14 protein-coding genes are annotated in these 21,569 nt (G+C 39.5%); 6 read left to right on the top strand and 8 right to left on the bottom strand.

What is annotated here, in order from left to right; translation table 11 throughout:
* Positions 1-110: 110 nt before the first annotated feature.
* On the bottom strand, positions 111-1,649 hold the full coding sequence (locus tag BV902_RS22100) for a glycosyltransferase family 39 protein (protein ID WP_075993802.1): 1,539 nt from the start codon (positions 1,647-1,649) through the stop codon (positions 111-113).
* Positions 1,650-1,882: 233 nt separating this feature from the next.
* Here BV902_RS22100 and BV902_RS22095 point away from each other — a divergent pair, with 233 nt between their 5' ends.
* The 3 genes from BV902_RS22095 to BV902_RS22085 all read left to right on the top strand — a co-directional run bounded on the left by BV902_RS22095 (position 1,883) and on the right by BV902_RS22085 (position 5,740).
* On the top strand, positions 1,883-2,809 hold the full coding sequence (locus tag BV902_RS22095) for a 2-hydroxyacid dehydrogenase (RefSeq protein ID WP_075993801.1): 927 nt from the start codon (positions 1,883-1,885) through the stop codon (positions 2,807-2,809).
* 152 nt (positions 2,810-2,961) lie between these two features.
* Positions 2,962-5,013: a M48 family metallopeptidase gene (locus tag BV902_RS22090; protein WP_075993800.1), complete on the top strand. Its 2,052-nt coding sequence runs from the start codon at positions 2,962-2,964 to the stop codon at positions 5,011-5,013.
* Positions 5,014-5,149: 136 nt separating this feature from the next.
* Positions 5,150-5,740 (top strand): dihydrofolate reductase family protein, encoded by a 591-nt coding sequence (locus BV902_RS22085; RefSeq protein WP_075993799.1) that lies wholly within the window; start codon positions 5,150-5,152, stop codon positions 5,738-5,740.
* A gap of 51 nt (positions 5,741-5,791) precedes the next feature.
* Here BV902_RS22085 and BV902_RS22080 read toward each other — a convergent pair whose 3' ends face one another.
* On the bottom strand, positions 5,792-6,289 hold the full coding sequence (locus BV902_RS22080) for a DinB family protein (RefSeq protein ID WP_075993798.1): 498 nt from the start codon (positions 6,287-6,289) through the stop codon (positions 5,792-5,794).
* Between the two features lie 368 nt (positions 6,290-6,657).
* Here BV902_RS22080 and BV902_RS22075 point away from each other — a divergent pair, with 368 nt between their 5' ends.
* Positions 6,658-7,230, top strand: coding sequence for a hypothetical protein (locus BV902_RS22075; protein ID WP_075993797.1), 573 nt, complete (start codon positions 6,658-6,660; stop codon positions 7,228-7,230).
* Between the two features lie 136 nt (positions 7,231-7,366).
* The gene (locus tag BV902_RS22070; protein ID WP_075993796.1) at positions 7,367-13,366 is read left to right on the top strand and encodes an alpha-2-macroglobulin family protein; all 6,000 of its coding nucleotides are present in this window, start codon (positions 7,367-7,369) and stop codon (positions 13,364-13,366) included.
* Between the two features lie 72 nt (positions 13,367-13,438).
* On the opposite strand, the gene BV902_RS22065 is transcribed toward BV902_RS22070, so the two are convergent.
* The 6 genes from BV902_RS22065 to BV902_RS22045 all read right to left on the bottom strand — a co-directional run bounded on the left by BV902_RS22065 (position 13,439) and on the right by BV902_RS22045 (position 20,234).
* A complete protein-coding gene (locus BV902_RS22065) occupies positions 13,439-14,878 on the bottom strand; it encodes a TolC family protein (protein WP_075993795.1) in 1,440 nt (479 codons plus the stop codon).
* Entirely contained in the window at positions 14,871-15,578 is a 708-nt protein-coding gene (locus BV902_RS28610) for an efflux RND transporter permease subunit (protein ID WP_335682248.1), read from the bottom strand. Before BV902_RS28610 ends, BV902_RS22065 begins: the two co-directional genes overlap by 8 nt.
* A 1-nt stretch (position 15,579) precedes the next feature.
* Complete coding sequence (locus tag BV902_RS22060; protein WP_335682247.1) at positions 15,580-18,033, bottom strand: efflux RND transporter permease subunit; 2,454 nt, start codon at positions 18,031-18,033, stop codon at positions 15,580-15,582.
* Between the two features lie 16 nt (positions 18,034-18,049).
* The gene (locus tag BV902_RS22055; RefSeq protein ID WP_075993794.1) at positions 18,050-19,135 is read right to left on the bottom strand and encodes an efflux RND transporter periplasmic adaptor subunit; all 1,086 of its coding nucleotides are present in this window, start codon (positions 19,133-19,135) and stop codon (positions 18,050-18,052) included.
* Between the two features lie 105 nt (positions 19,136-19,240).
* Positions 19,241-19,663, bottom strand: a complete 423-nt coding sequence (locus tag BV902_RS22050; RefSeq protein ID WP_075993793.1) for a hypothetical protein — start codon at positions 19,661-19,663, stop codon at positions 19,241-19,243.
* A gap of 346 nt (positions 19,664-20,009) precedes the next feature.
* On the bottom strand, positions 20,010-20,234 hold the full coding sequence (locus BV902_RS22045) for a YdeI/OmpD-associated family protein (RefSeq protein ID WP_075993792.1): 225 nt from the start codon (positions 20,232-20,234) through the stop codon (positions 20,010-20,012).
* Positions 20,235-20,452: 218 nt separating this feature from the next.
* On the opposite strand from BV902_RS22045, the gene BV902_RS22040 reads away from it, so the two are divergent.
* On the top strand, positions 20,453-21,478 hold the full coding sequence (locus tag BV902_RS22040) for an NAD(P)-dependent alcohol dehydrogenase (protein ID WP_070566904.1): 1,026 nt from the start codon (positions 20,453-20,455) through the stop codon (positions 21,476-21,478).
* The last annotated feature ends 91 nt before the right edge of the window (positions 21,479-21,569 follow it).

Below are 21,569 nucleotides of genomic sequence, written 5' to 3'. Positions count from 1 at the left end.
TACGACAAGTATCATTCGCGCCGGAAGCTTTTGGCTATTGAATTAAATATACTATTTTTTTAATAAAAAAATAGACTGGAGCAGGCCTGATCGCTTAAAAAATGAATTATTTACAAAGGAAGTTTCTTCGCTGTTTTTTCTGATGCAATCTCTTCGGAGATACGTTCATTGATATTGATTTTTGCATGAATAAAAGTGAAGATCACTGTACCATATTCTCTTGCGTAGGTATTTGTGATGGAGTCGGCCAGCATTGATTTGTTGAAGAAGGGACTTGTTGCTGCTAGTTCTCGTTCTCGTTCCCAGCGGTTTTTAATTCGAATCACATTGCTGTATGCTTTATTCAAATCAAACCAATTGATGTAGTCAGCGTTGAATGAAACAGCTTTAATTCCTCGTTTGGAATAATAGTTAATGGCGCCGGCCTGCCCATAATTGTCGCAAAGTACAAGGGTATTTTCCGATCTAGGTATTTGGTCATAGAGACTATCGACTTTTCTAGCAAGTTCTTGCCATCCCAACATATCTGCAAAATCCTGTGGGAGTGGATGCTCTTTGCCATCTTCCCATGTCAACATACCATATTTTCTGTATTTATCGGGATGGTTCACAAAATATGCTGGATTTCTATTGGGGAATGCAATATTATAGACTGGAAGAAATAGGATCGCCGTTAACACGATCAAGATAGGTTTTAAAATCTGACCAGTTTTATTTTCCAAAAGTGATGAAATATAAACTGCGCCAAAAGCAAAATATATTGGGTAAAGACCTATTGCATAATAATCTTTCGCTCTTAGAAATAAGAAGATTCCAAGGGTGATAAAGAAAGAGTAGAAGAATAGGCGATATGTTTTAAATGCAGGATATTTCAACAGTGCATATAATCCAAGAATGAGGACGGGAAAGGTTCCGAAAAAAAACAAAAATTGAGATCGTACGAAACTCCATCGGTTAACATGAACAAGTTGTGTATCTTGAAGCTCTTTGAAATGAACAAATACAGGGAAGTTATTGCGGTACTGCCATACTAAATTAGGAAGGATAATTAGTAGGGCAATGAGTATTCCGTAATATAATTTTTTTTCTGTAAATATTTTTCGTTCTGGAACCAAAGCAACTGCGGGGATCAAACCTAAGATCAGAAATACGATGTTGTATTTATTCAGAAATCCAAGCGCAAAAACAATAGCCATATAAAATAACCACTTGGATTGTTTGTTATTTAAATACTTTATTATACAATAATATATGGAAGTCCAACATAAGACATCAAAAGAATTAGGTTGATACAAACCATTCAAACGGAATAGCACAGAAAACATAATGCAACAGCTTCCAAAGAGCTGTGCAAACAGATTTCCTTTTAGCGATTCTATTGTTTTCCAGACGATAAGAATCGTTAAGGCTCCGAAAAGTGCAGGGAAAAACTTGATCCAAAAGACAGAATTGCCCAGTATTTTGATGAGATAGGAAATCAACGATGTTATTGGCGGAACGGAAAGGTATCCCCAGGCTAAATGGTTTGCTTGATCTACATGTAAGAATTCGTCGCGCTGCAATTCGTAGGTTGGGCTAATCAACTGGTATTGCATGATGAATTTGAAAATGATTAGGCTTATTAGGATAATTCGGTTTTTGAGTGCCATCTGAATTTGTATTTATGGATGTCCTCTACGAATTTACGATTAAAATAGATTTTAAACTTTGTTTTTTAATAGAATCGGTTGTTTCAGCTAATTTCGACAGAAAGCTAACCCGCTGGTTTGTTTGAACAAAAGAAATCATCATGATATTTTTAAATACGTTAAGACTAAGAATACCCAAAGAAAGCAAACGATAGATAGGCATAAAATGTTATTTTCGTGTAAACGAACAAAGTATGAGTATAGCATTGATACTGAATAGAGCAAGAGCCGAGGAGTGGAAGGTCGAAATCAATAAATATTTACCTGAAATAAAGGTGGAGATCTTCCCTGAGATTGAAAATTATGATGCGGTCGAATTTGCGCTTTGCTGGAAACCTGAAGCAGATTATTACACTCATTTTCCAAACTTAAAAGTTATCCAATCTGGTGGCGCCGGAATAGATCATCTTTTTCCCAAAAGTATTTCATCACATCTCCGCATTTGTAGGATTATCGATCCCATGTTGAAAAGCGATATGTTTGAACATGTTTTGACTTGCTTAATGCATTCGATGAAGAAGTTTTCGGCTTATATAAACGAAAAAGAAAAGAAACATTGGCAACCCTTGCTATACAAATCAATTGGTGAAACCAGGGTTGCTATTTTAGGGTTAGGCGAAATTGGTGGTTATGTGGCTGAAGGTTTAGTCCAATTGGGATTCAACGTAAATGGATGGTCCAATTCACCTAAAAATCTTAAGGGAGTAAGTTCGTTTACTGGAATGAAAGGACTTCGTGCTGCCCTTGAAAGCACAGATTTTATTGTTAATATACTACCATTGACCGATGCAACAAAAGGAATTCTAAATCGTGGTTTCTTCAATTTGTGTCCCAAAGAAACTGTACTCGTTAACGTTGGTCGAGGAGAACATCTCGTGGAAAATGATTTGTTGGATGCAATTGCTGGAAAAAAAATTACTGAAGCTTATCTTGATGTATTTCATCAAGAACCATTATCGCAAGATCATCCATTTTGGGATTGCCCACCTATTGTGATAACTCCGCATGTTGCTAGTAGGACAAATATTGGATCTTCCGTCTTACAAGTGGTGGATAATTATCGAAGAATGGTTGAGGGGCGATCTTTACTCCATGAAGTTTCTTTAAAAAAAGGTTATTAGCAATATAAGATGTACGCAAGTTTTGCGGTAGAAAGCATTGATTGGTCTTTTGTCGGATAGGTTTACAATTTTGATTTGCTGTAAACTTATAGGCAAATGGATTTTATTTTTTAGATTTATATAGTCAATTATCCTTGCTTTATTAACAATTTATGAACGTACAAGTATCTACAAACTTTAGAAAACATGCGCGTAAAACAATTTTATCTATTGTTGTTTTTGCGGTTACTTATGTTATTCTGCTACTCTTGGCAATAGGTATTACTGTTGGTTTTACTTTATTGGGACTATTGATGTTCACTGCCAAGCCTATGTTTTTAACCGCAGTATTATGTTTGGGCTTACTCGCTACAGGTTTGACCATACTTTTCTTTTTATTAAAATTTGTTTTTGCGTCAACAAAAGTTGATACGGGGCATCTTACACAGATATATGAGAGCGACGAACCACAGTTATTTGCACTTATTCATGAGGTGGTAAAGGAAGTTGACACAAGCTTTCCAAAGAAAGTTTTTCTATCGCATGATGTCAATGCATCTGTATTCTATGATTCTAGTTTTTGGAGCATGTTTTTACCCATTAAGAAAAATCTTCAGATTGGTGTGGGGATGGTGAATGCAGTTACTCAACAGGAACTAAAGGCTATTCTTGCACACGAGTTTGGCCACTTCTCACAAAAAAGCATGAAAGTGGGTAGCTATGTTTACCATGTTAATCAGATTATCTACAATATGCTGTATAAGAATGAATCGCTGGATAATATGTTTCGTAAATGGGGTAACATCAGTGGGTACTCTGCTATTTTTATTGGTATATCGATGTTTATTATTCAACAGATTCAGCATATTTTGAAGCATCTTTATGAATATGTAAATCTCAATTATTTGGCGTTATCAAGAGAGATGGAATTTCATGCGGATGAAATTGCGGCACATGTTGCTGGTTCCCAGGCTTTGGCTGACTCGCTCTTACGTTTGGGTTTTGCAAACCATGCACTAAATAATGTACTTACTTTCTATGATACCAAATTTTCTGAAAATATCCGTAGTCGTAATATTTATCCAGAGCATCGTTGTGTCATGCTCTTGATTGCGGAACGCAATAGATATCAAGTGCGAAATGGCTTTCCCCAAATCGAATTGGCGACTTTAAAAAAATATGATAAATCGAAGTTAAATCTTGAAGATCAATGGTCGTCCCATCCATCGGATGAAGATCGGGTAAAAGCATTACAGAAACTTAATATTGTCAAGCAAGAAGCCAACAACGCACCTGCTATTGAATTACTAGCTAATCGTGCTGCCGTAGCAAACCAAATTTCGGATAAGTTGTTTGCGCAGGTACAGTATCAACAGCCCCCATCACTGTTAGAAATAACGTCTTTCAGTGATGATTTTGAAAGTCGAATGAACAAGTATGCTGTTGATCCAAGATTCAATGATTTCTATGACTACAATCATCCTGTGCGAAAAGGTGAAACTCCAATTTTTCAGGGACAGTCAAAGCCGACTTTTGATGAGTTATTTGCCGATTGTAGAGTCGATACACTGTATGAACTTAATAGTCTGAAAAATGACAAATATGTCGTTGAAGCAATCAGTAAAGGCGAATTAAAATTAAAGTCCTTTGACTATGACGGTACAAAATATCGAGCGGCTGATGCCGTCGAATTACTAAAAAAAATTGAAGACACTATTGCAGCTACGGAGGATAAAATTACTGACTATAACCATCAAATCCATTATTATTTTGCGCGCTTGGCTGATGCGCAGGGGATGAGTGAGGAGTTTGAACGGAGATATGATGATTTTGCTTTTTTCGATAAGAATTATGAGGAGGCTCAAAAACTTTATGTTGACATGACGGAGAATACCCGGTTTATATTTCAGACTTTGCCCTTCGCTGATATTGAGACAAGGTTGCAAGACGTCAAACGTTGGGAAGGAGAATTAAAAAAGAAGCTGGCAACGCTTATGGCACTTCCCGGAAGCAAGGATGAATTGGATGATACGTTGCTTACTTCATTGGACGATTATATCAACAGGGATTTAATATATTTCAATGTAGATCATTATAACGAGGATAATCTTCAAATCCTTTTTAATGCGATATCGGCCTACAAAAAGTTATTGGATGATCAGCATTTCGCGAAGAAAAAGCACTATTTGAATTTTATGCTTACCCTTGAGGAAGGTAAAGGATAGAAAAAAGAACTGTCGTAAATGCCCTTGTATATTGACGGTTTGTCCCCGCTGTACGTCGATTGAAATGGTTTATTTTTGATAGACAATAACCCAGTTTTGAATTGGATTTGTTTTATTAAATATTGAACTTTTTGTTATGCGGAAATTAATAATGAAAATGTCTGTTTCCATCGATGGATTTGTTGCGGGCATCCACGGTGAACTTGATTGGATGTTTAAAAGTGGTGATGATCATTCTAGCGCATGGGTTTTAAATATTTGTGAATCTGCCGGCGTTCATCTAATGGGCCGAAAGACCTTTGAAGTAATGGCTTCCTATTGGCCTGCTTCAACAAATCCTTTTGCGGCAGCAATGAATGAAATCCCTAAAGCTGTCTTTACAAAAAAGGGCTATCATCCCAAAACAGAAGATTTTGCTCACAATGCCGAGCTTCCTGCGAATTCCTCTTGGATGAATGCCCGGGTTTTTGATGCAGGTCTCATTGAAGGAATTAGAGAATTAAAAGCGGAGTCAGGGAAGCCACTATTGGCTCATGGAGGAGCTGAGTTTATGCGAAGTTTAATTGAAACCGGATTAATTGATGAATATCATCTGATCACACATCCAATTGCATTGGGTACTGGGCTGCCTATATTCGACGGTCTTTCTAGATTTCTCGATCTAAAGCTCGTGAATGTGCAAGTTTTTCCAGGTGGTGTTGTCGCACATACATATTGTCCGGCGTAGAATGAAAATACGACATATAGATGTCGTATTTTCATTCCAGCCGCTAGCTTTTTAGAAATTCTGTGAATCGGCAGAGGGGCCATAACTTGCTGGAAGGGGAATATCATTGAGTCTATAATAAACACCTAATTGTGCCCTGTGATGTGTAATCTGGTTTAATGAGTGACGAATAGCACCGTATTTGCTCCAGCTTGCCAGTTCATGGCCATCATTTTTAATGGTCCAGCTTGGAATTAAGTCTTCCTCCTTAGCTGTTTCTAAAGCATTTTTTCCGGCTTCGTAATCTTCGTCCAATTTTTTTAAGAGATCATCCCGAGTCAATAGACTTGTTGGCACATAAGCACTTTTGGCAAAGTCAAGTTCTGAAGTCTTTAAAATGGTACTTGGCCATTCGAAAACTTCGACTAAGTGGGTTGCCAGACGCATCATTTTCATACTTTTTTCATGTGGGACATATTCATTCTTGCCTTCAGGGAAAAGTGCAATGAAGTTTTTTGTAATTTGATATTCATTCGCTAATTCTTCTTTTAATTGTGGTAATGTTTCCATGTTTTTTTACTGTAATAATTTAAAATTCGATTAGTTATCCTACTAATAGCTTTTGCTCTGGAATTGTTTTTTCGTTTAGTATTTGTTTTCCTGCTAAGGTTAAACAAAGATATAACCACTATGTGACAGCTATGTGTCAGTATGAATTGGATGAACCATCATTTATGATAAAAATAAAATAGTGGCAGCTCCTGTTATTTCATGTTGTTGAAAACTAGGGCTGCGAAGGCTCGAATATTTGTTTTTATAACGTTTATTTAAGCAAGCGCAGCAAATAATAAAGCAGGTCAAGCGAATTGTAAAAAGGGTGAAAATGAGCATATAGACTAAGTATATTTGATTGGTAATTAATTAAATAAAATAGAACTATGGGAAATAAGAAAGCAATATTCACTTTTGTAGGCCTGGTATTGGTTGCAGTAATTGGTATCGGTATATGGGCTTACCGTCTTTTGGGAAATATGGAGGCGGATCAGGAAAAAACAAAACAATTATCTTCCCGAATTTTAGCTGGTTTTGGCGATCATACCGCTATTTATAAATATCCAGTACAATTGTCCGAAGTCGACTGGGGGAAGAACTGTCTAATTCTTGAAAATGGCGGTGCCGGTGATTTGGGAATAACTTATAAGGAAAAATGGAACGAGGCATTGGGAACAGTAGATAATTATCCCGGTGATGCTGTCAAAGGCATTGTTATGATAGCGATGGACATGCAGGAAAAAGGAGAGTACGTCAATAAGATCGGTCAAAAAGATAAAGCTTATCAGCGCAATTATATTATTAGCTATGTAGATCTCGACAAGAAGGTAGTCATCGCCCGCGATACCCTATATGGTGAGGAGCCGCCTTTGGTCAATCGTTCCAGCGGTTCGGGAGCTGGTGACTTTCCCTCGGACACTGAAGTTATAGATTCAATCAAAGTTAGGTTGAAATTGTAATTTTTTTTCTCCGTTTATGGAATTTTGATACTCTTCGCATCCCTGCACGAAAGTTGAAGTGCCGGATGGAAAAATCTAGTACTTGGCTTTAGGTAAATTTATCTATTTTTAAAAGAATTTAGCCAGTATCTTAAACATGAAATGGAAATCAATTGTTGTCTGCTTTTTAGCTGTTCTGTATTCTGTGGTCCTTTGTGGGCAATCGACCTTATTCAATAGTCCGCGTGGATCTTCTGACTATTATATTTATAAACTGAGCCCTGAAGTTCTAAGAAAAATTCACTTGGGAGAGAAGAAATTCGATGAAACTATGCTCAGCGATTTTTTTCTCAAGTATAAGGCCGGAAGTCCACAGCCGAATTTACCTCCTGGTAATTATGTCCAGGTCCGCGCCAGCGGAGCTGATCTCATTTATCAGGAATTGATTAGTGATAACCTATATGTCAAGATTATTCCGGCAGAAATTTTTGCGATTTGTCTATACGATTCTCTGGGAACGATTATAAAAGATGCGCAAGTAAAAGTGAAGGGACGTCGCATGTCATTCGATAAGAAGTATCATTATTATAAAGCTGCCAATGCAAATAGTGACGATGTCGTCAGTATTGAACATAAGGGTGTCTATCATTACCTGAGTGTAGAACGGAGTTGGCCTTACAAAGACAGGGTTCCATTATGGATAGGAATCAAAAATAGCTGGCTTAGAACAAAGTTTAAGATTAAGAGTTTCTTTCATAAACAAGAAACTGAACAGACAGAAAGCTTTATGGTTTTTAACAAGCCAATGTATAAGCCAAATGAGCAGGTTAAGTTTAAAGCTTATCTTGAGGAAGAAAAATGGAAACCTTACCGTGATTCTATTGCTGTACGTCTGACAGGTGGATATGGATATGCCAAAGATACCGTTTTGGCCCGACTTGCTCCCTATCGTCCAGGAATGTACAACTTTGCATTTGATTTGAAGGGGCTTGGTCTCATCCTTGATAGGGATTATGGGATTTCTTTGGAATCTACGAAAGCCAAAGACGTCTTGCATCAACAGTCTTTCCGATATGAAGACTATGAGTTAAAAAGCCTAAGCTTTAATATGACGTCCGAAAAGACGAAATATGCTAAAGGAGACAGTGTGCGACTGAAACTAAAAGCTTTAAATGAAAATGAAATGCCCATATATGATGGGAAAGTAGATGTGCGTGTTGTGACAAGTCCACTTTATACACTTGATATAAAATCCAATAAGGTCAATTTTATTCCAGATACATTATGGCAAACGAGCATTTCGCTTGCAGATGTGGCGGAAAAGGAAATTGTATTACCCGATTCAATCTTTCCGGCTGACATAGGTCTTACATTTCGGGTTATTGGCACCTACCTAAGTTCGGATAATGAAAGAATTGAGCGAAGTCTCGACCTTAATATACTCAACAGCGAAAAGGAAATTCGTATTGCTGTAAAAGACGGGCATGCAGAACTGAAGTATTTCGAAAAAGGTGTTGCGATGCCAACAACTGCTCAGCTAATGATATTAGGTGAACATCGTGAAGTGCTGAAGACTGAAAATTTGAGTTTACCTAATTTGGTTTCTATACCTTGGCAGGCCGAAGAAATTGTTGTCAAGTCGAATGGATTCAGTAAAAACATATATCTGGAGGATCAAGAGCAGGCACAACTGAATTATCGGTTTTATCGAACTGCGGATTCGGTGATATTGCATGTCAATAATCCCGCTATGATTCCATTTTGGTATCGTGTCTATCGTGCTGGTCGTACGATTGCTTCGGGTTATAATACCAAATTAAATGGTACATTTTTAGCTCGGGGAAAAGACGGGTATAGCATGGAAATCACCTATCTTTTCGGAGGAAAATCAAAAGTTATCCAGGAAGAATTACCCTATGTGGAGAAGAATTTAAATTTGGCAGTAAACACGGCGACGACAGTTTATCCGGGGCAGAAGGCTGATGTAGAACTTTCGGTTACGGATAAGCATGGTAAACCGTTGAAGGATGTTGATATTACGGCCTATGGTTTTACCTCAAAATTTAGGTCAGCAACCACTCCAAATATTACTATGGGTGGTCTGATGCGAAGGGCAAGAGTCTCACAAAATCTTAATTTTAGTTTGGATGATGATGAGAAGGTTCATCAGGGAGCTCTTAAAAATTGGGCAAAATGGTCTAAAGACATGCAGTTGGATACGATGGCTTTTTATCGGTTTTTATATCCCAAAGATTATTATCAGGAGTCTCTTCCTCTGGATGCGGTCAAGAGCCAGATTTCCCCTTATGTCGTAGTAAATGGTGCGGTGCAGGGGATACATTTAGTCTGGATAGACGGTGTACTGACTTATGCTAAACAAGACCAACAAAATAACAATACTATTTTTGAAGTTTCTCCGGGGCAGCATGATTTTAGATTTAGGACCAAGGATCGCGACATTCGTGTAAATGGCTTTTATCTTGAAAAGGGGAAAAAGGTCATTGTTTCTTTTAATGCCTCGCAGGATACGATTGGTTTTACCTACCCCGAAAAAGCATTTAGCAAAGGCCAGATTTTGGTTTACCGCTTACCTAAAGAAGAACGTGGTAAGCTCTACACTAACGAATTGACTGAATTGAAGCGCCAGTTGATTACAGTAACCAACAATTTTGGAGCCTGGCAATTACCCAATAATAATGCATTGATTGAGATGCCAGCATATATCCAGACAGCGGGAGATCTCTACTACCTCAATCCCGTAAGAAAAACTGTTTACGATAACCGGTTGCGTACACAGGTTCCCGTACCCCTGCTCGTGGGACCATTTCCAAGGACAGAAATGTATAACGGTGTGTCCAAAATAGGCACGCTCATGGTTGACACAGCGAAAATTGGACGTTTTGAAATTGAGGGAGGCTATCAATACAGTATCTATAAAAATTACCAAAAGCAAAAAAGCTGGGATGGCAATCCTTTGCGGATTGATCTGTATGATTTTACGCCAAATTTAGATTTTCAGGAGAGGGTATGGACCTTGGAGGATATCAAGGCAAACGTAGAACATACTTTCCAAGAGACGATGCAAAATAGCACGGGACCTGCACAATTTGCTACGGTGAAGAAAGGAAAAAAAGACGCTATTTTTAAATTGAATTTAATTTTGGGCAATGATGCTGCCCAAAAAGGCATTCGACCTGCATTGATCTTTATTGAACCGACGAATGTAGAGGATAGAATGTACTTTCGACTGTTTTACGGTGGACATCGAACTTTTGGGGATCTTCCGGTCGGCGATGTTACTTTGCATATTGTAAAGGATGATTCAACTTCATTTAGCCTGCCAATCAAACTCAAAGCCAATGGGATGAATTATCTCAGACTGGATTCTATTCAATGGAGCAATGCATCCCAAGCGGCAAGATTGGCTTACAAACTTGTACGCGATGAAATTATTGTACGTACCGTGGAAAACCCATTGCGGGATTCTATAAGACATGGGCAAGAGATTGATCCGCAGCTCTTAAAAATAGACCGAGAAGATTTTAGAGCGAAAAGAAAGAATAATAAGGTCGCAAGGATTTTGGTTTACGATGGTGATACGCCATTAATTGGGGCTAAGGTGAGTGTTTCGGATACAAAAAAACGATATTTCACAAGCTTTGACGGTAGTTTGGAACTTGAGCTCTCCGATGACAAAGATACGGTACTTGAGATTGCTGCTTTAGGGTACAATACAGCTACAGTCAAAGTCTCCAGTGGCAAAGATTATTTCGTTGAGTTAAAGCCAAGCGAAAATCAATTGGATGAAGTTGTTGTTGTGGGGTATGGCGTCCAAAAAAGGCAATCATTGACTGCGGCAGTGAAATCGATCAATGCTAGGATGGATGGGGTGACTACGGCTATGTTGCAGGGGGCTGTAGCAGGGATTCGTATTCGTGGCGCTGCTAGTCCGGCTCCCAATGAAAAACCATTGATTTTAGTAGACGGAGTCCCCTTTGAAGGTGATATTTCAAGTCTTGATCCATCGACTATCGCGTCATTGAATGTGATTAAAGATCAATCTATGCTTGGATTGTATGGTGCTCGGGCCGCCAACGGCGTGGTGATGGTTCAGATGAAAGCTGGAGCTTCTGCGGCATCGACAGGTGCTGTGGATATGCCCTATTTGGAATCTGGAAATACGATGCGCGTGAACTTCCGCGATGATGCATTCTGGCAGCCAAAGCTAACTACCGATGCTCAGGGAAAAGCTAATTTTGAAGCGACCTATCCGGATGATATTACCAATTGGCGAACATTCTTTATTGCTAAAGGAAATAAAAATTTCGCCGACATGAAAGAGCTAAATGTCAAATCTTTTAAAGCTGTTTCGGCACATTTGTCGAGTCCCCGATTTGCCATCAGAGGTGATCAGTTTACAGCCATGGGACGGGTTGTCAATTATCTTAGCGACAGCTTACAGCTCTTGCGTACCATCAATAATGGACTAACAACGCAGGAGGCAAAGTTGAAAATTGCGAAGTCCTATCGGGATCCTATATCGGTTATTGCCGATAAGGGGGACAGCATCCAACTTGCTTATTCGATCGGATTGTCAAATGGATATTTTGATGGTGAAAAACGTAGCATTCCGATTTTTGAAAAGGGGCTTGAACAACATGAAGGAGATTTTAAAGTACTCAACAGTACCGCAGAGTATTTGCTAAAAACTTCTCCTGCGCTAGGCGAAATCACCTTGCATGCCGAAGCAAATTCGCTGGAATTCTTACAACGGGAAATCGAATCGATCGATCGTTACAAATTTCTATGCAATGAACAGATGGCTTCCAAATTGAGCGCGTTACTTTCTAAAAAAGAGCTTACAAAATTGATCGGAAAGCCCTTTACAGAGGATAAGAAAATAAAGGATCTTTTGAAGGAGTTACAGAAAAACAAAAATTCCAATCAGGGCTGGGGCTGGTGGAACAAGAGTGAAACCGTGAGCTGGATCAGCAACTATGTGATCGGGGTACTGTTGGATGCCCGAGAAGCAGGATACCAGGTTGAGATCGATACGGAGATCTATGCAGAACGTGAAAAGACCATGTTGAAAAGCAGCTTGGCTTCGCTGGATCTTCTATTGGATAAAGATAAGCTTCACGGGGCCAAAGAGAATTTGTTTAGCTCCCTGATATATCTGCTCCGGCTAGATCCGAAAACCGATTACAAAAACTATTTCTTCGAAATTGATACAAAACTGAAAAGTAAAACCATCAAGGATAAACTGTTGAAATATCTATTGATTTCAAAACTGGGTCTTAAGGATTCACATGCTGCAGATACCATTCTTAAATACTCCTCAAAGGCTGTCTTAGGTGGGCTTTATTGGACTTCTGGAGCTACAACAGATCAGAAAGGCGGATTTTTTATGCGACCTACGGAAACCAATACCGAGAATACACTGTTGGCTTATGGTGTCTTAAAATCAATTGGCGGTCATGATTCGGATTTAGAAAATATCCGTAATTACTTTTTCGCGCAGCGCCAGCAAAACCAATGGTATAATATCTACGAATCTTCCCGTATCATACGAAGTATTCTTCCTGATTTACTGAAAGAGGGTGAGTCTTTCCAGGTACCGGTTATGGTCATCAATGGCAAACGCGTCACTACATTTCCGTATACGCAAAGCTTTAAGTCGGATGAACAGATTAAAGTGAGGAAAGAAGGGACGGGGCCGGCTTTTGTGACAGCCTATCAAAATTTTTGGAATCCAAACCCTGTCATAGAAAAAGAAAAGGGCCTTGCTGTTGCAACGCGATTTAAGGACAATGGTGCTACGGTAGCGGCGCTCAAGGAAGGAAAGCCTGTAAAACTTGAAGCAAGCGTAACATTAACTGGTGAAGCTGAGTATGTGCAGATTGAAGTTCCTATACCGGCGGGATGTTCTTATGAAACCAAAACCAATGGATACTATAGAATCGAGGCGCACCGAGAGCATTTCAAAGATCGTGTTGTCATTTTTTGCAACAAACTGGGGAAAGGTACGCATACCTTTGAGATCGAACTTTTACCTCGTTATACCGGGACTTATACTGTCAATCCCGCGAAGGCTGAATTAATGTATTTCCCGACATACTATGGAAACGAGAAAATGAAAGAAATCGTGGTGGAGTAAATATGCTTTTACAAAAAAAGGGACTTATCACATGATAAGTCCCCAACATATAAAAACTAAAATTAAATTGTGCTATTGATGATCCCATCCACCACCTAGGGATCTGTATATGGCTACGCTTGCTTTGAGTTGGTTGACCTTTTTCTCAACGAGCTCAAATTTGGATTCTAGGGCATCGCGTTGTGTCAGCAGAACCTCCATATAATCTGCGCGGGCGTATTTAAAGAGGTCGTTGGAAATACCGATAGACTCATTTAATGCATCGACTTCCTTGGTCTTAATTTGTAGGCCATTCTCCAGATTTTTAATTTTGGAGAGCTGGTTTGCAACTTCAATATAAGCCGCCAATATGGTCTGCTCATAATGGTAAACAGCCTGAACCTGTCGTGCATTTGCGCTATAATACGCGGCTTTAATTGCCCGTTTGTTGATCAAAGGGGCAGTGAGTTCACCAACGAGGGAAGAGAGAAAGGCTTCCGGTTTGATGAGATAAGTCGGGTCAAAAGCTTGAAAACCTACTCCCGCCGCAATGTCCAAAGAAGGGTAAAAGCGGGCTTTGGCCGATTTGATATCCAGTTTGGACGCTGCAAGTTCATATTCAGCCTGCTTTATATCAGGTCTGTTTTCCAGGAGGTCGGCCGGGATGCCGGCATAAACGGTTTGCGGGACAAGCTTATCAAATGATTGTTGATCCCTTTGAACCGGCTGCGGGAATCTTCCAACAAGGTAGTTTATTCTATTTTCTGTTTCTGTAATTTTCTGCTTGATATCATATTGCATACCTTGGGTTTTCAATATCTGGGCTTCAAATCTTTTGACGGCAAGTTTATTGGATCGCGCGTTTTTCTTCAAGTCATTTACCACGACCAGTGCATCGTTTTGAATCTTTACATTCTCATTGATAACCAAGAGTTCGTTGTCCAGCGCCAGGAGTTCATAATAAGAATCTGCAATTTCAGCGATCAGGTGAGTTACCATAAAGTTTTTGCCTTCCACGCTGGCAAAATACCGTTGCAACTGGGCTTTGGTCGCATTGTGGAGTTTACCCCAGATATCTGTTTCCCATTGTGCCTGTACACCAACTCCAAAATCAAATAGCGGTTCCGGCATTTCGCGTCCGGGTTCGATTTCCGTATTCTTTTCCATCGCTCCAATGTTTGTGTAGCGACTAACTTTGTCGACCCCGGCGCCAACTTTTACACCTACGGAAGGTAGATATTCACCTTTTTTGGCGCTTACCTCATTCTTGGCTATTTCAATTTCCTGAAGCATAATATGTAGCTCCTGGTTGTTTGCTAGTGCCTGACTGATCAGTCCTTGTAGATTGGGATCGCTGAAATAGCTGTTCCATTTGATTTTTCCTGTATTCACGGTGTCGCTGTCGGCATCGCTATATTTCCCAGGAACGGTTCTATTTTCGGTACGTTGTTTTATTTCCAGTGGTTTGCAGGCTGCAAGACTAAGCAAGAAAAGTGCGAAACCTGTATAGTGATATAATCTGTTCTTATTCATAATGTATCATGTCTTCACTTAATGGTGATTCGTCTTCGGCTTGGATCATTTTTCTTCCATCAGCCAATTTTGCAAAAATGTAGTAGAGTCCGGGAATGACAATAACGCCAAAGATAGTTCCGACGAGCATACCTCCCAGCGCCGAGGCACCTATGGTATGGTTACCGATAGCTCCAGCACCACTGGCAAAGACAAGTGGTACAAGTCCAGCGATAAATGCAAATGAGGTCATGAGGATTGGTCTGAAACGTGCTCGTGAGCCCTCAATAGCTGCTTCCAATATGCTATCGCCAGCTTGGCGCCTTTTCACGGCAAATTCTACGATAAGCACCGCATTTTTACCCAATAAACCAATAATCATGATCAGTCCGACCTGTGCATAGATGTCATTTTCAAGTCCCATAGCTTTTAATAGGAAGAATGATCCAAATACACCAACTGGTAGCGACAACAATACCGCAAACGGAATGATAAAGCTTTCGTACTGCGCAGCAAGTACAAGATATACGAAGACTAAGACGACTAAAAAGACATAAACGGCTTCGTTTCCACGTTGGGCCTCATCATAGGACAAGCCCTCCCAGGCAACTTTATAGCCATGTGGTAATGTTTGAAGTGCAGTTTCGTTGATTGCCTGAATAGCGTCGGCCGTTGTATATCCATTTGCCGGAAGTCCACGGATGGCGGCCGAATTGTACATGTTATAACGCGTGATTTCGTTTGGTCCCTGTGTTTTTTTTTAAGGTCATAAAGGCCGAATAAGGAACCATCTGGTCATGATCATTTTTGACGTAGAGGTTCATGATATCGGAAGGTAGCCTTCTAAATTCTGGTGAAGATTGTACATAGACCTTGAAGAATTGACCGAAACGGATAAAACCCTGCTCGTAGGTACTACCGATAAGGATATTGAGGTTGTCCATGGCTTTACCAATGGAAACGCCTTTTTGCATTGCGGCGTTATTGTCAAATACCAATTCGTATTGTGGGTAATTGGCGGCAAAGAATGTAAAGACTCCGGTGAGTTCCTTACGTTTCTTTAGATTAGCGATAAACGCTTTATTTACTTTATCGAAATCTTGGTAATCGGTGGTTCTATTGAGGTCCAGCAGGCGCATGGAGAAACCTCCTGAAGAACCAAACCCTGGAACAGCGGGAGGTTCGAAGAATTCAACCGTTGCACCAAGATTTTTTGATTTTTCTTCAAGTTCTTCCATGATCTCTTTAACGGAGTGTTCACGTTCACCCCAGGTTTTGAGGTTGATAAGACAGGTTCCGGCATTCGATCCACGGCCTTCGGTCATGATTTCATAACCTGCCAGTGATGAGACAGATTCTACCCCATCTACCCCTTGACAGATCTTTTGGAGCTCTCTGGAAAGCTTATTGGTCTGTTCCAATGTTGATCCCGGAGGAGTCTGAATAATGGCATATATTGTACCTTGGTCCTCACTCGGTATAAAACCTCCTGGAAGCGTTTTGTTAATGACGAAAATTCCGACACAGAAAGCTATTAAGATACCCCATGTAATCACTCTTCGGCTGGCAATTTTACGAAGTAAGGAGGCATACTTGCCCGTTATTCTATCAAAAGTATGGTTAAAAAGGTCGAGCGATTTAGTGAATACGTTTGATTTTTTTGGTTTACCATGGTTGTTTTTCAGGAGCATCGCAGCAAGCACAGGAGTAAGGGTTAATGCGACTACTGCAGATATCACGATGGAACTCGCCATGGTAATTGAAAACTGACGGTAAAATGTTCCGACAGGACCTGTCATAAATGAAATGGGGATAAAAACGGCCACCATAACAGCTGTAATAGCGATAATAGCACCTGCGATTTCGCCCATGACTTCTTTTACAGCGCTGTATGGCGATATGGCACTTTCTTCCATTTTGGCATGTACTGCTTCAATGACCACAATGGCATTGTCCACGACAATCCCGATGGCAAGCACCAATGCAAACAAGGTCACTAAGTTGATCGACATACCGAACCATTGGATGACGAAGAATGTACCTATCAGCGAGACGGGCACGGCGATGATCGGAATCAAAGTCGAACGCCAGTCGCCAAGGAAAATAAATACAACAATGGCAACTAAAATAAAAGCATCGCGTAGAGTATGCATCACCTGTTCGATAGAAGCATCCAGAAATTGGGATACGTCATAACTGATTTTATAGTCTATCCCTGGAGGAAAGTTACTTTTCATCTCTGCAAGTTTTGCCTTCACATCTTTAATAACGTCATTGGCATTACTACCATAATTCTGTTTCAACACAATTGAAGCCGAGGGATGCCCGTCTAAATTGGAATAGATGTCAAAGAATTCACTACCCAGTTCGACTTTAGCTACGTCTTTTAACTTGATATTTTCACCGTCGCCGTTTGCGCGAACGATAATATTGTCGTATTCTTCAGGTGTATTGTATTGCCCTTTATAGGTTAGGACATATTCGAGGGATTGCGCTGCAATACCCGAGCTTTGTCCTAGTCGACCGGGACGGCCGATGATACTTTGTTCTCCTATCGCTTTCATCACTTCATCAACTGACAGGCTATAGGCGCGCATACGATCGGGATTTAACCAGACGCGCATGGCATATCTACGGCTACCTAAGATTTGTGATTTGGCGATACCATGAATACGATTGATTTCAGGAATGATATTTACAGTTGCATAGTTGTACAAGAACTTTTCATCCATGCTTTTATTTGTACTGTAAAGATTCACGTACATCAGCATACTAGGCTGAATTGGATTGACGACGACTCCTTCCTTTTGAACAAGTTCAGGCAATAGTGGCATAACTTGATCCACCCGGGTTTTGACCAGTACCACGGCATCGTTGGGATCTGTTCCCGGATCAAATACGACGTTTACGGTTGCTTCACCGGCACTGGTCGCATCGGTTGCGATATAGCGCATTCCCTGTACACCATTGATTGCATTCTCCAGTGTAATCAGTGAGGATTTTACAAGTACATCGGCACTTGCACCAGGATAGGCAATGGAGACCGCTACTGTAGTCGGTGCGATTTTTGGAAATTGCTCAGTAGGAAGTTGCTTTATGGCCAAACCTCCGATAAATAGGATTACAACCGATATGACAATAGCAAATACCGGTCGATGTATTACTTTTTTAAACATAATGCTGCTTTTTTAATTACTCTGCATATAAATCTAAGTTTGACATGACTTTCTCCGGAGTCTGATATTTGGATTCAATAGTCTGATTTTCCTGTACCAGGCGAAGTCCATTCAGCAGAATCTTTTCGTCCTTGCCCAATCCGGAAGAAACAACATAGATATGCGGCAGTTCGGCAGCAACTTTTATTTCTCTTGCTTTTACTTTATTATCTTTTGTAATAACGTAAACATATTTTTTTTCAAGCTCCTCGAATGTAGCTTTCTGAGGTATCATAAGCGCGTTATTATAGGGCGATGTAATGACGATATTACCTGTCTCGCCATAACGCAATAATCCCTTTGGATTTGGAAAAGTCGCTCTGTAGGCAATATTTCCAGTTTCATTATTGAAGTCTGATTCAATTGTTTCAACAATACCCTCATGACCGAATTCTTTTCCATTAGCCATGTTTAATCGTACATGAAGCGGGTTATTGTCTTGTTTTGCGTCCATTTGATTGAGGTATTCGACTTCGGGTACATTGAAGTAAACCCACATTTTACTGTTATCGGACAGCTCTGTGATCAACTCGCCTTCATCGACAAGACTTCCTTTACGGACATGAAGCTTACCAACGATTCCGGAAAACGGTGCTACGATATCAGTAAATTTGAGATGGGTATTCATAGCGGCTAACTCAGCTTTGGCTTTTTCATATTTTGCTTTTGCCATTTCAGTTTCCTGCGGAGCTACAATATCTTTTTCGGACAGATTTTTGGTGTTCTGATATTCGATTTCAGCATATTTTACCTCAGCTTTAGCACGATTAACATCGGACTCATAGAGGTTGGGCATGATTTTAAAGAGGGGTTGTCCTTTTTGTACAAATTGACCTTCATCGACAAATATCGATTGAATGTAGCCTTTTTCCTGTGCGCGCAATTCAATATGGTTGATCGAACGGATTTGGGCGACATAATCTTTATTGACAATTGTATCCTTGACCAAAGGAGTAGTGACATTGAAAACTGCAGCTTCTTTTTTGTCTTTTTTTTCTGACTGACAGCTTGTCGATAGAATAATAAGGCACAGGCTTATATACATAAAGCTTCTCATGACCATGATAATAGTTTTTTAATTATTTTCGAAAAATTGAACAATAGTTTGACCTGCTTCCAAATGATTTTGAAAGTTATTTTGATCTTTTTTTAAGAAATTATTAAAAAATCACAGCCTGAATACACTGTAATGGATATATAGGGCGCTTTTTCGTAAAGTATGCTGGTTGGAATTTGCAAGCGAAACTGCTGTGCGTGTATTGTGAAATTCGGGATGTATATAAGAGACTAGATTTCCAAAACCCTCTCCTTTAAGTGCGAATAAGTTAGGGCTATTGGAATCATTTCCCGTGTCGTCGTTTTCATTATCATTTTCTGAAAAATAAGCCCTTAATTTTTCATGTCGAGGACGTTTAGTTTTGCGAATAACTTTGGTGTCATAATCTTCGCTTTTTAATTGCTTGTTGAAATGATTGACAGCGTGAAGATTGCAGGAAGAGATTTTATTTGGTGTTGGCACATGATACCAGCCAAAACTGATAAGTATTGCGCAAACTACGCCGAACAGATATTGATGGAATTTTCCTTGCATCCTTGAAAGCAAATGTAATTAAACTTTAAAAATGATACAAGTGATTTAGGTATGGAATTTTTAAAGTTTATGTAATATTGTTACAAAGTATTTAAACTGACGGTGTTTTAGTGATTATTTGTGTAAAAATTTCTCAAATTCCGTTTTTGAAATTGCGTTTAGGTGATATTTTTAAAAAATATGACCTAAATAGCTTTGGTTTTCTTCAATGGGTTATGTTTTTAGGTTTTTTTTGAGTTTATTTTCGTTGTTTTTTTGTTTGGCCTAATCTATTCTTTCAATTGAGCAAAAATGGCTTGCAGTATTTTTTTGATAAGTAACTACCTTAATATTCAATTGGGCTATTCTAAACGGTTTTTAACGTTTTCTGATTATTTCGTAGCATTTGTATTGCTTTTTCAGCTCTTGTTTTTCGGGTTTGTTCCTGTTTTGCAGATCCAACCCAATCACAATAGCCTTGTTTGTATGATTTGGTAAGTGTTTCAAAAAAAGCATTGGCTTTTTCGTCCATATCCAACAATTGTTGGAGTTCCATAGGAACGCTTTCGATATGTTCATTTTTTTTTAACATATATTTTTATCCTTTGATTCCCGATAAAAATACATAAATATCTTCGAGTTGCCGGCCTTTATTGCATGAATACTTTTGACTTGCCCGTTAGGTAATACGATCAGGAGATTGCAATACTTTTTCTTGGAATAAGACTTACATGTTGCCGCTGTCTTCATATGCGTTGAAACATATATTGTTCTTATTTGTTTTTCTATTAGTCAACAAAAATTTTCAATATGAAAGCAGTACGTTTTTTTGGGCACAAAGATGTCCGCGTTGTGAATGATCTTGTGAAGCCCGTTCCTAAGGGCGATGAAGTATTACTAAAAATTGGTGGTGCAGGTGTTTGTCATTCTGATCTTCACATTATAGATGAGGGGACCGTTGTAGGTACGGTGTTTACCTTGGGACACGAAAATGCGGGCTGGATTGAAGAAGTTGGATCTGATGTAAAAGACTATAAAAAAGGTGATGCGGTATTGGTCTATGGTCCTTGGGGCTGTGGGCACTGTAAACCCTGTCAGCAATCAAAAGAAAATTATTGTGATCACCAGTCTGAAATGGCTTATGGTGGTGGGCTAGGCCTAGATGGCGGGATGGCGGAATATATGCTTGTCCCTTCTTCGCGCTTACTGGTCCCAATTTATGACTTAGATCCAGTCATTGCTGCGCCATTAACGGATGCGGCACTTACACCTTATTCGGCGATAAAACGTTCTATTGGTAAATTAACGGCAGATGAATATGTAGTTGTAATCGGAGTTGGAGGTTTGGGCCATGTTGCATTACAAATACTAAATGAAGTAAGCGCGAGTTCAATTATCGCCTGTGATGTCACCGAAGAAAAACTAGCCTTTGCTAAAGAACTGGGGGCAGCCTATGTGGTCAATTCGAAGGATGCAAATGCAGCCGAACAAATCAATAAGATTACCGGCATTAAAAAAGCTAAAGTAGTGATTGATTTTGTAGGCGCAACATCGACTATAGATCTAGGAACAAAGGTTGTTGGTTTGGATGGTGACCTGACAATTGTTGGATTAGGTGGGGGACACTACCAGTACAATATGTCTGGGCTTCCTTTTGGTGTGAGTATGACAAACCCATATTGGGGCTCGCGGGTTGAGCTTATGGAAGTTGTAGGTTTGGCTAGGCAAAGGAAGATTCATATTGAAATTGAGCAGTTTAAGCTTGATCAGGCTAACGAAGTTTATGATCGAATGCGCAACGGTAAGATCAAAGGAAGGGCTGTACTGATTCCTTAGTAAAAAAAAGTCTATCTTTTTGGTAGTTTATTTTGGTTTTTATCTTTTTGATGCTTATCTTTGTTGTATCATAATTTAGGTTTATAATTGG

The organism is Sphingobacterium sp. B29 (assembly GCF_001952815.1).
In the GTDB taxonomy this organism is placed as follows: Bacteria; Bacteroidota; Bacteroidia; order Sphingobacteriales; family Sphingobacteriaceae; genus Sphingobacterium; species Sphingobacterium siyangense.
This window is presented reverse-complemented; position numbering and strand designations above follow the sequence as displayed.

Coding starts and splice junctions, on each gene's coding strand:
- BV902_RS22040 (WP_070566904.1), top strand. CDS start 20,453: ATGAAAGCAGTACGTTTTTTTGGGCACAAAGATGTCCGCGTTGTGAAT.
- BV902_RS22065 (WP_075993795.1), bottom strand. CDS start 14,878: ATGAATAAGAACAGATTATATCACTATACAGGTTTCGCACTTTTCTTG.
- BV902_RS22045 (WP_075993792.1), bottom strand. CDS start 20,234: ATGTTAAAAAAAAATGAACATATCGAAAGCGTTCCTATGGAACTCCAA.
- BV902_RS22055 (WP_075993794.1), bottom strand. CDS start 19,135: ATGGTCATGAGAAGCTTTATGTATATAAGCCTGTGCCTTATTATTCTA.
- BV902_RS22095 (WP_075993801.1), top strand. CDS start 1,883: ATGAGTATAGCATTGATACTGAATAGAGCAAGAGCCGAGGAGTGGAAG.
- BV902_RS22085 (WP_075993799.1), top strand. CDS start 5,150: ATGCGGAAATTAATAATGAAAATGTCTGTTTCCATCGATGGATTTGTT.
- BV902_RS22080 (WP_075993798.1), bottom strand. CDS start 6,289: ATGGAAACATTACCACAATTAAAAGAAGAATTAGCGAATGAATATCAA.
- BV902_RS22070 (WP_075993796.1), top strand. CDS start 7,367: ATGAAATGGAAATCAATTGTTGTCTGCTTTTTAGCTGTTCTGTATTCT.
- BV902_RS22090 (WP_075993800.1), top strand. CDS start 2,962: ATGAACGTACAAGTATCTACAAACTTTAGAAAACATGCGCGTAAAACA.
- BV902_RS22075 (WP_075993797.1), top strand. CDS start 6,658: ATGGGAAATAAGAAAGCAATATTCACTTTTGTAGGCCTGGTATTGGTT.
- BV902_RS28610 (WP_335682248.1), bottom strand. CDS start 15,578: ATGTACAATTCGGCCGCCATCCGTGGACTTCCGGCAAATGGATATACA.
- BV902_RS22100 (WP_075993802.1), bottom strand. CDS start 1,649: ATGGCACTCAAAAACCGAATTATCCTAATAAGCCTAATCATTTTCAAA.
- BV902_RS22050 (WP_075993793.1), bottom strand. CDS start 19,663: ATGCAAGGAAAATTCCATCAATATCTGTTCGGCGTAGTTTGCGCAATA.
- BV902_RS22060 (WP_335682247.1), bottom strand. CDS start 18,033: ATGTTTAAAAAAGTAATACATCGACCGGTATTTGCTATTGTCATATCG.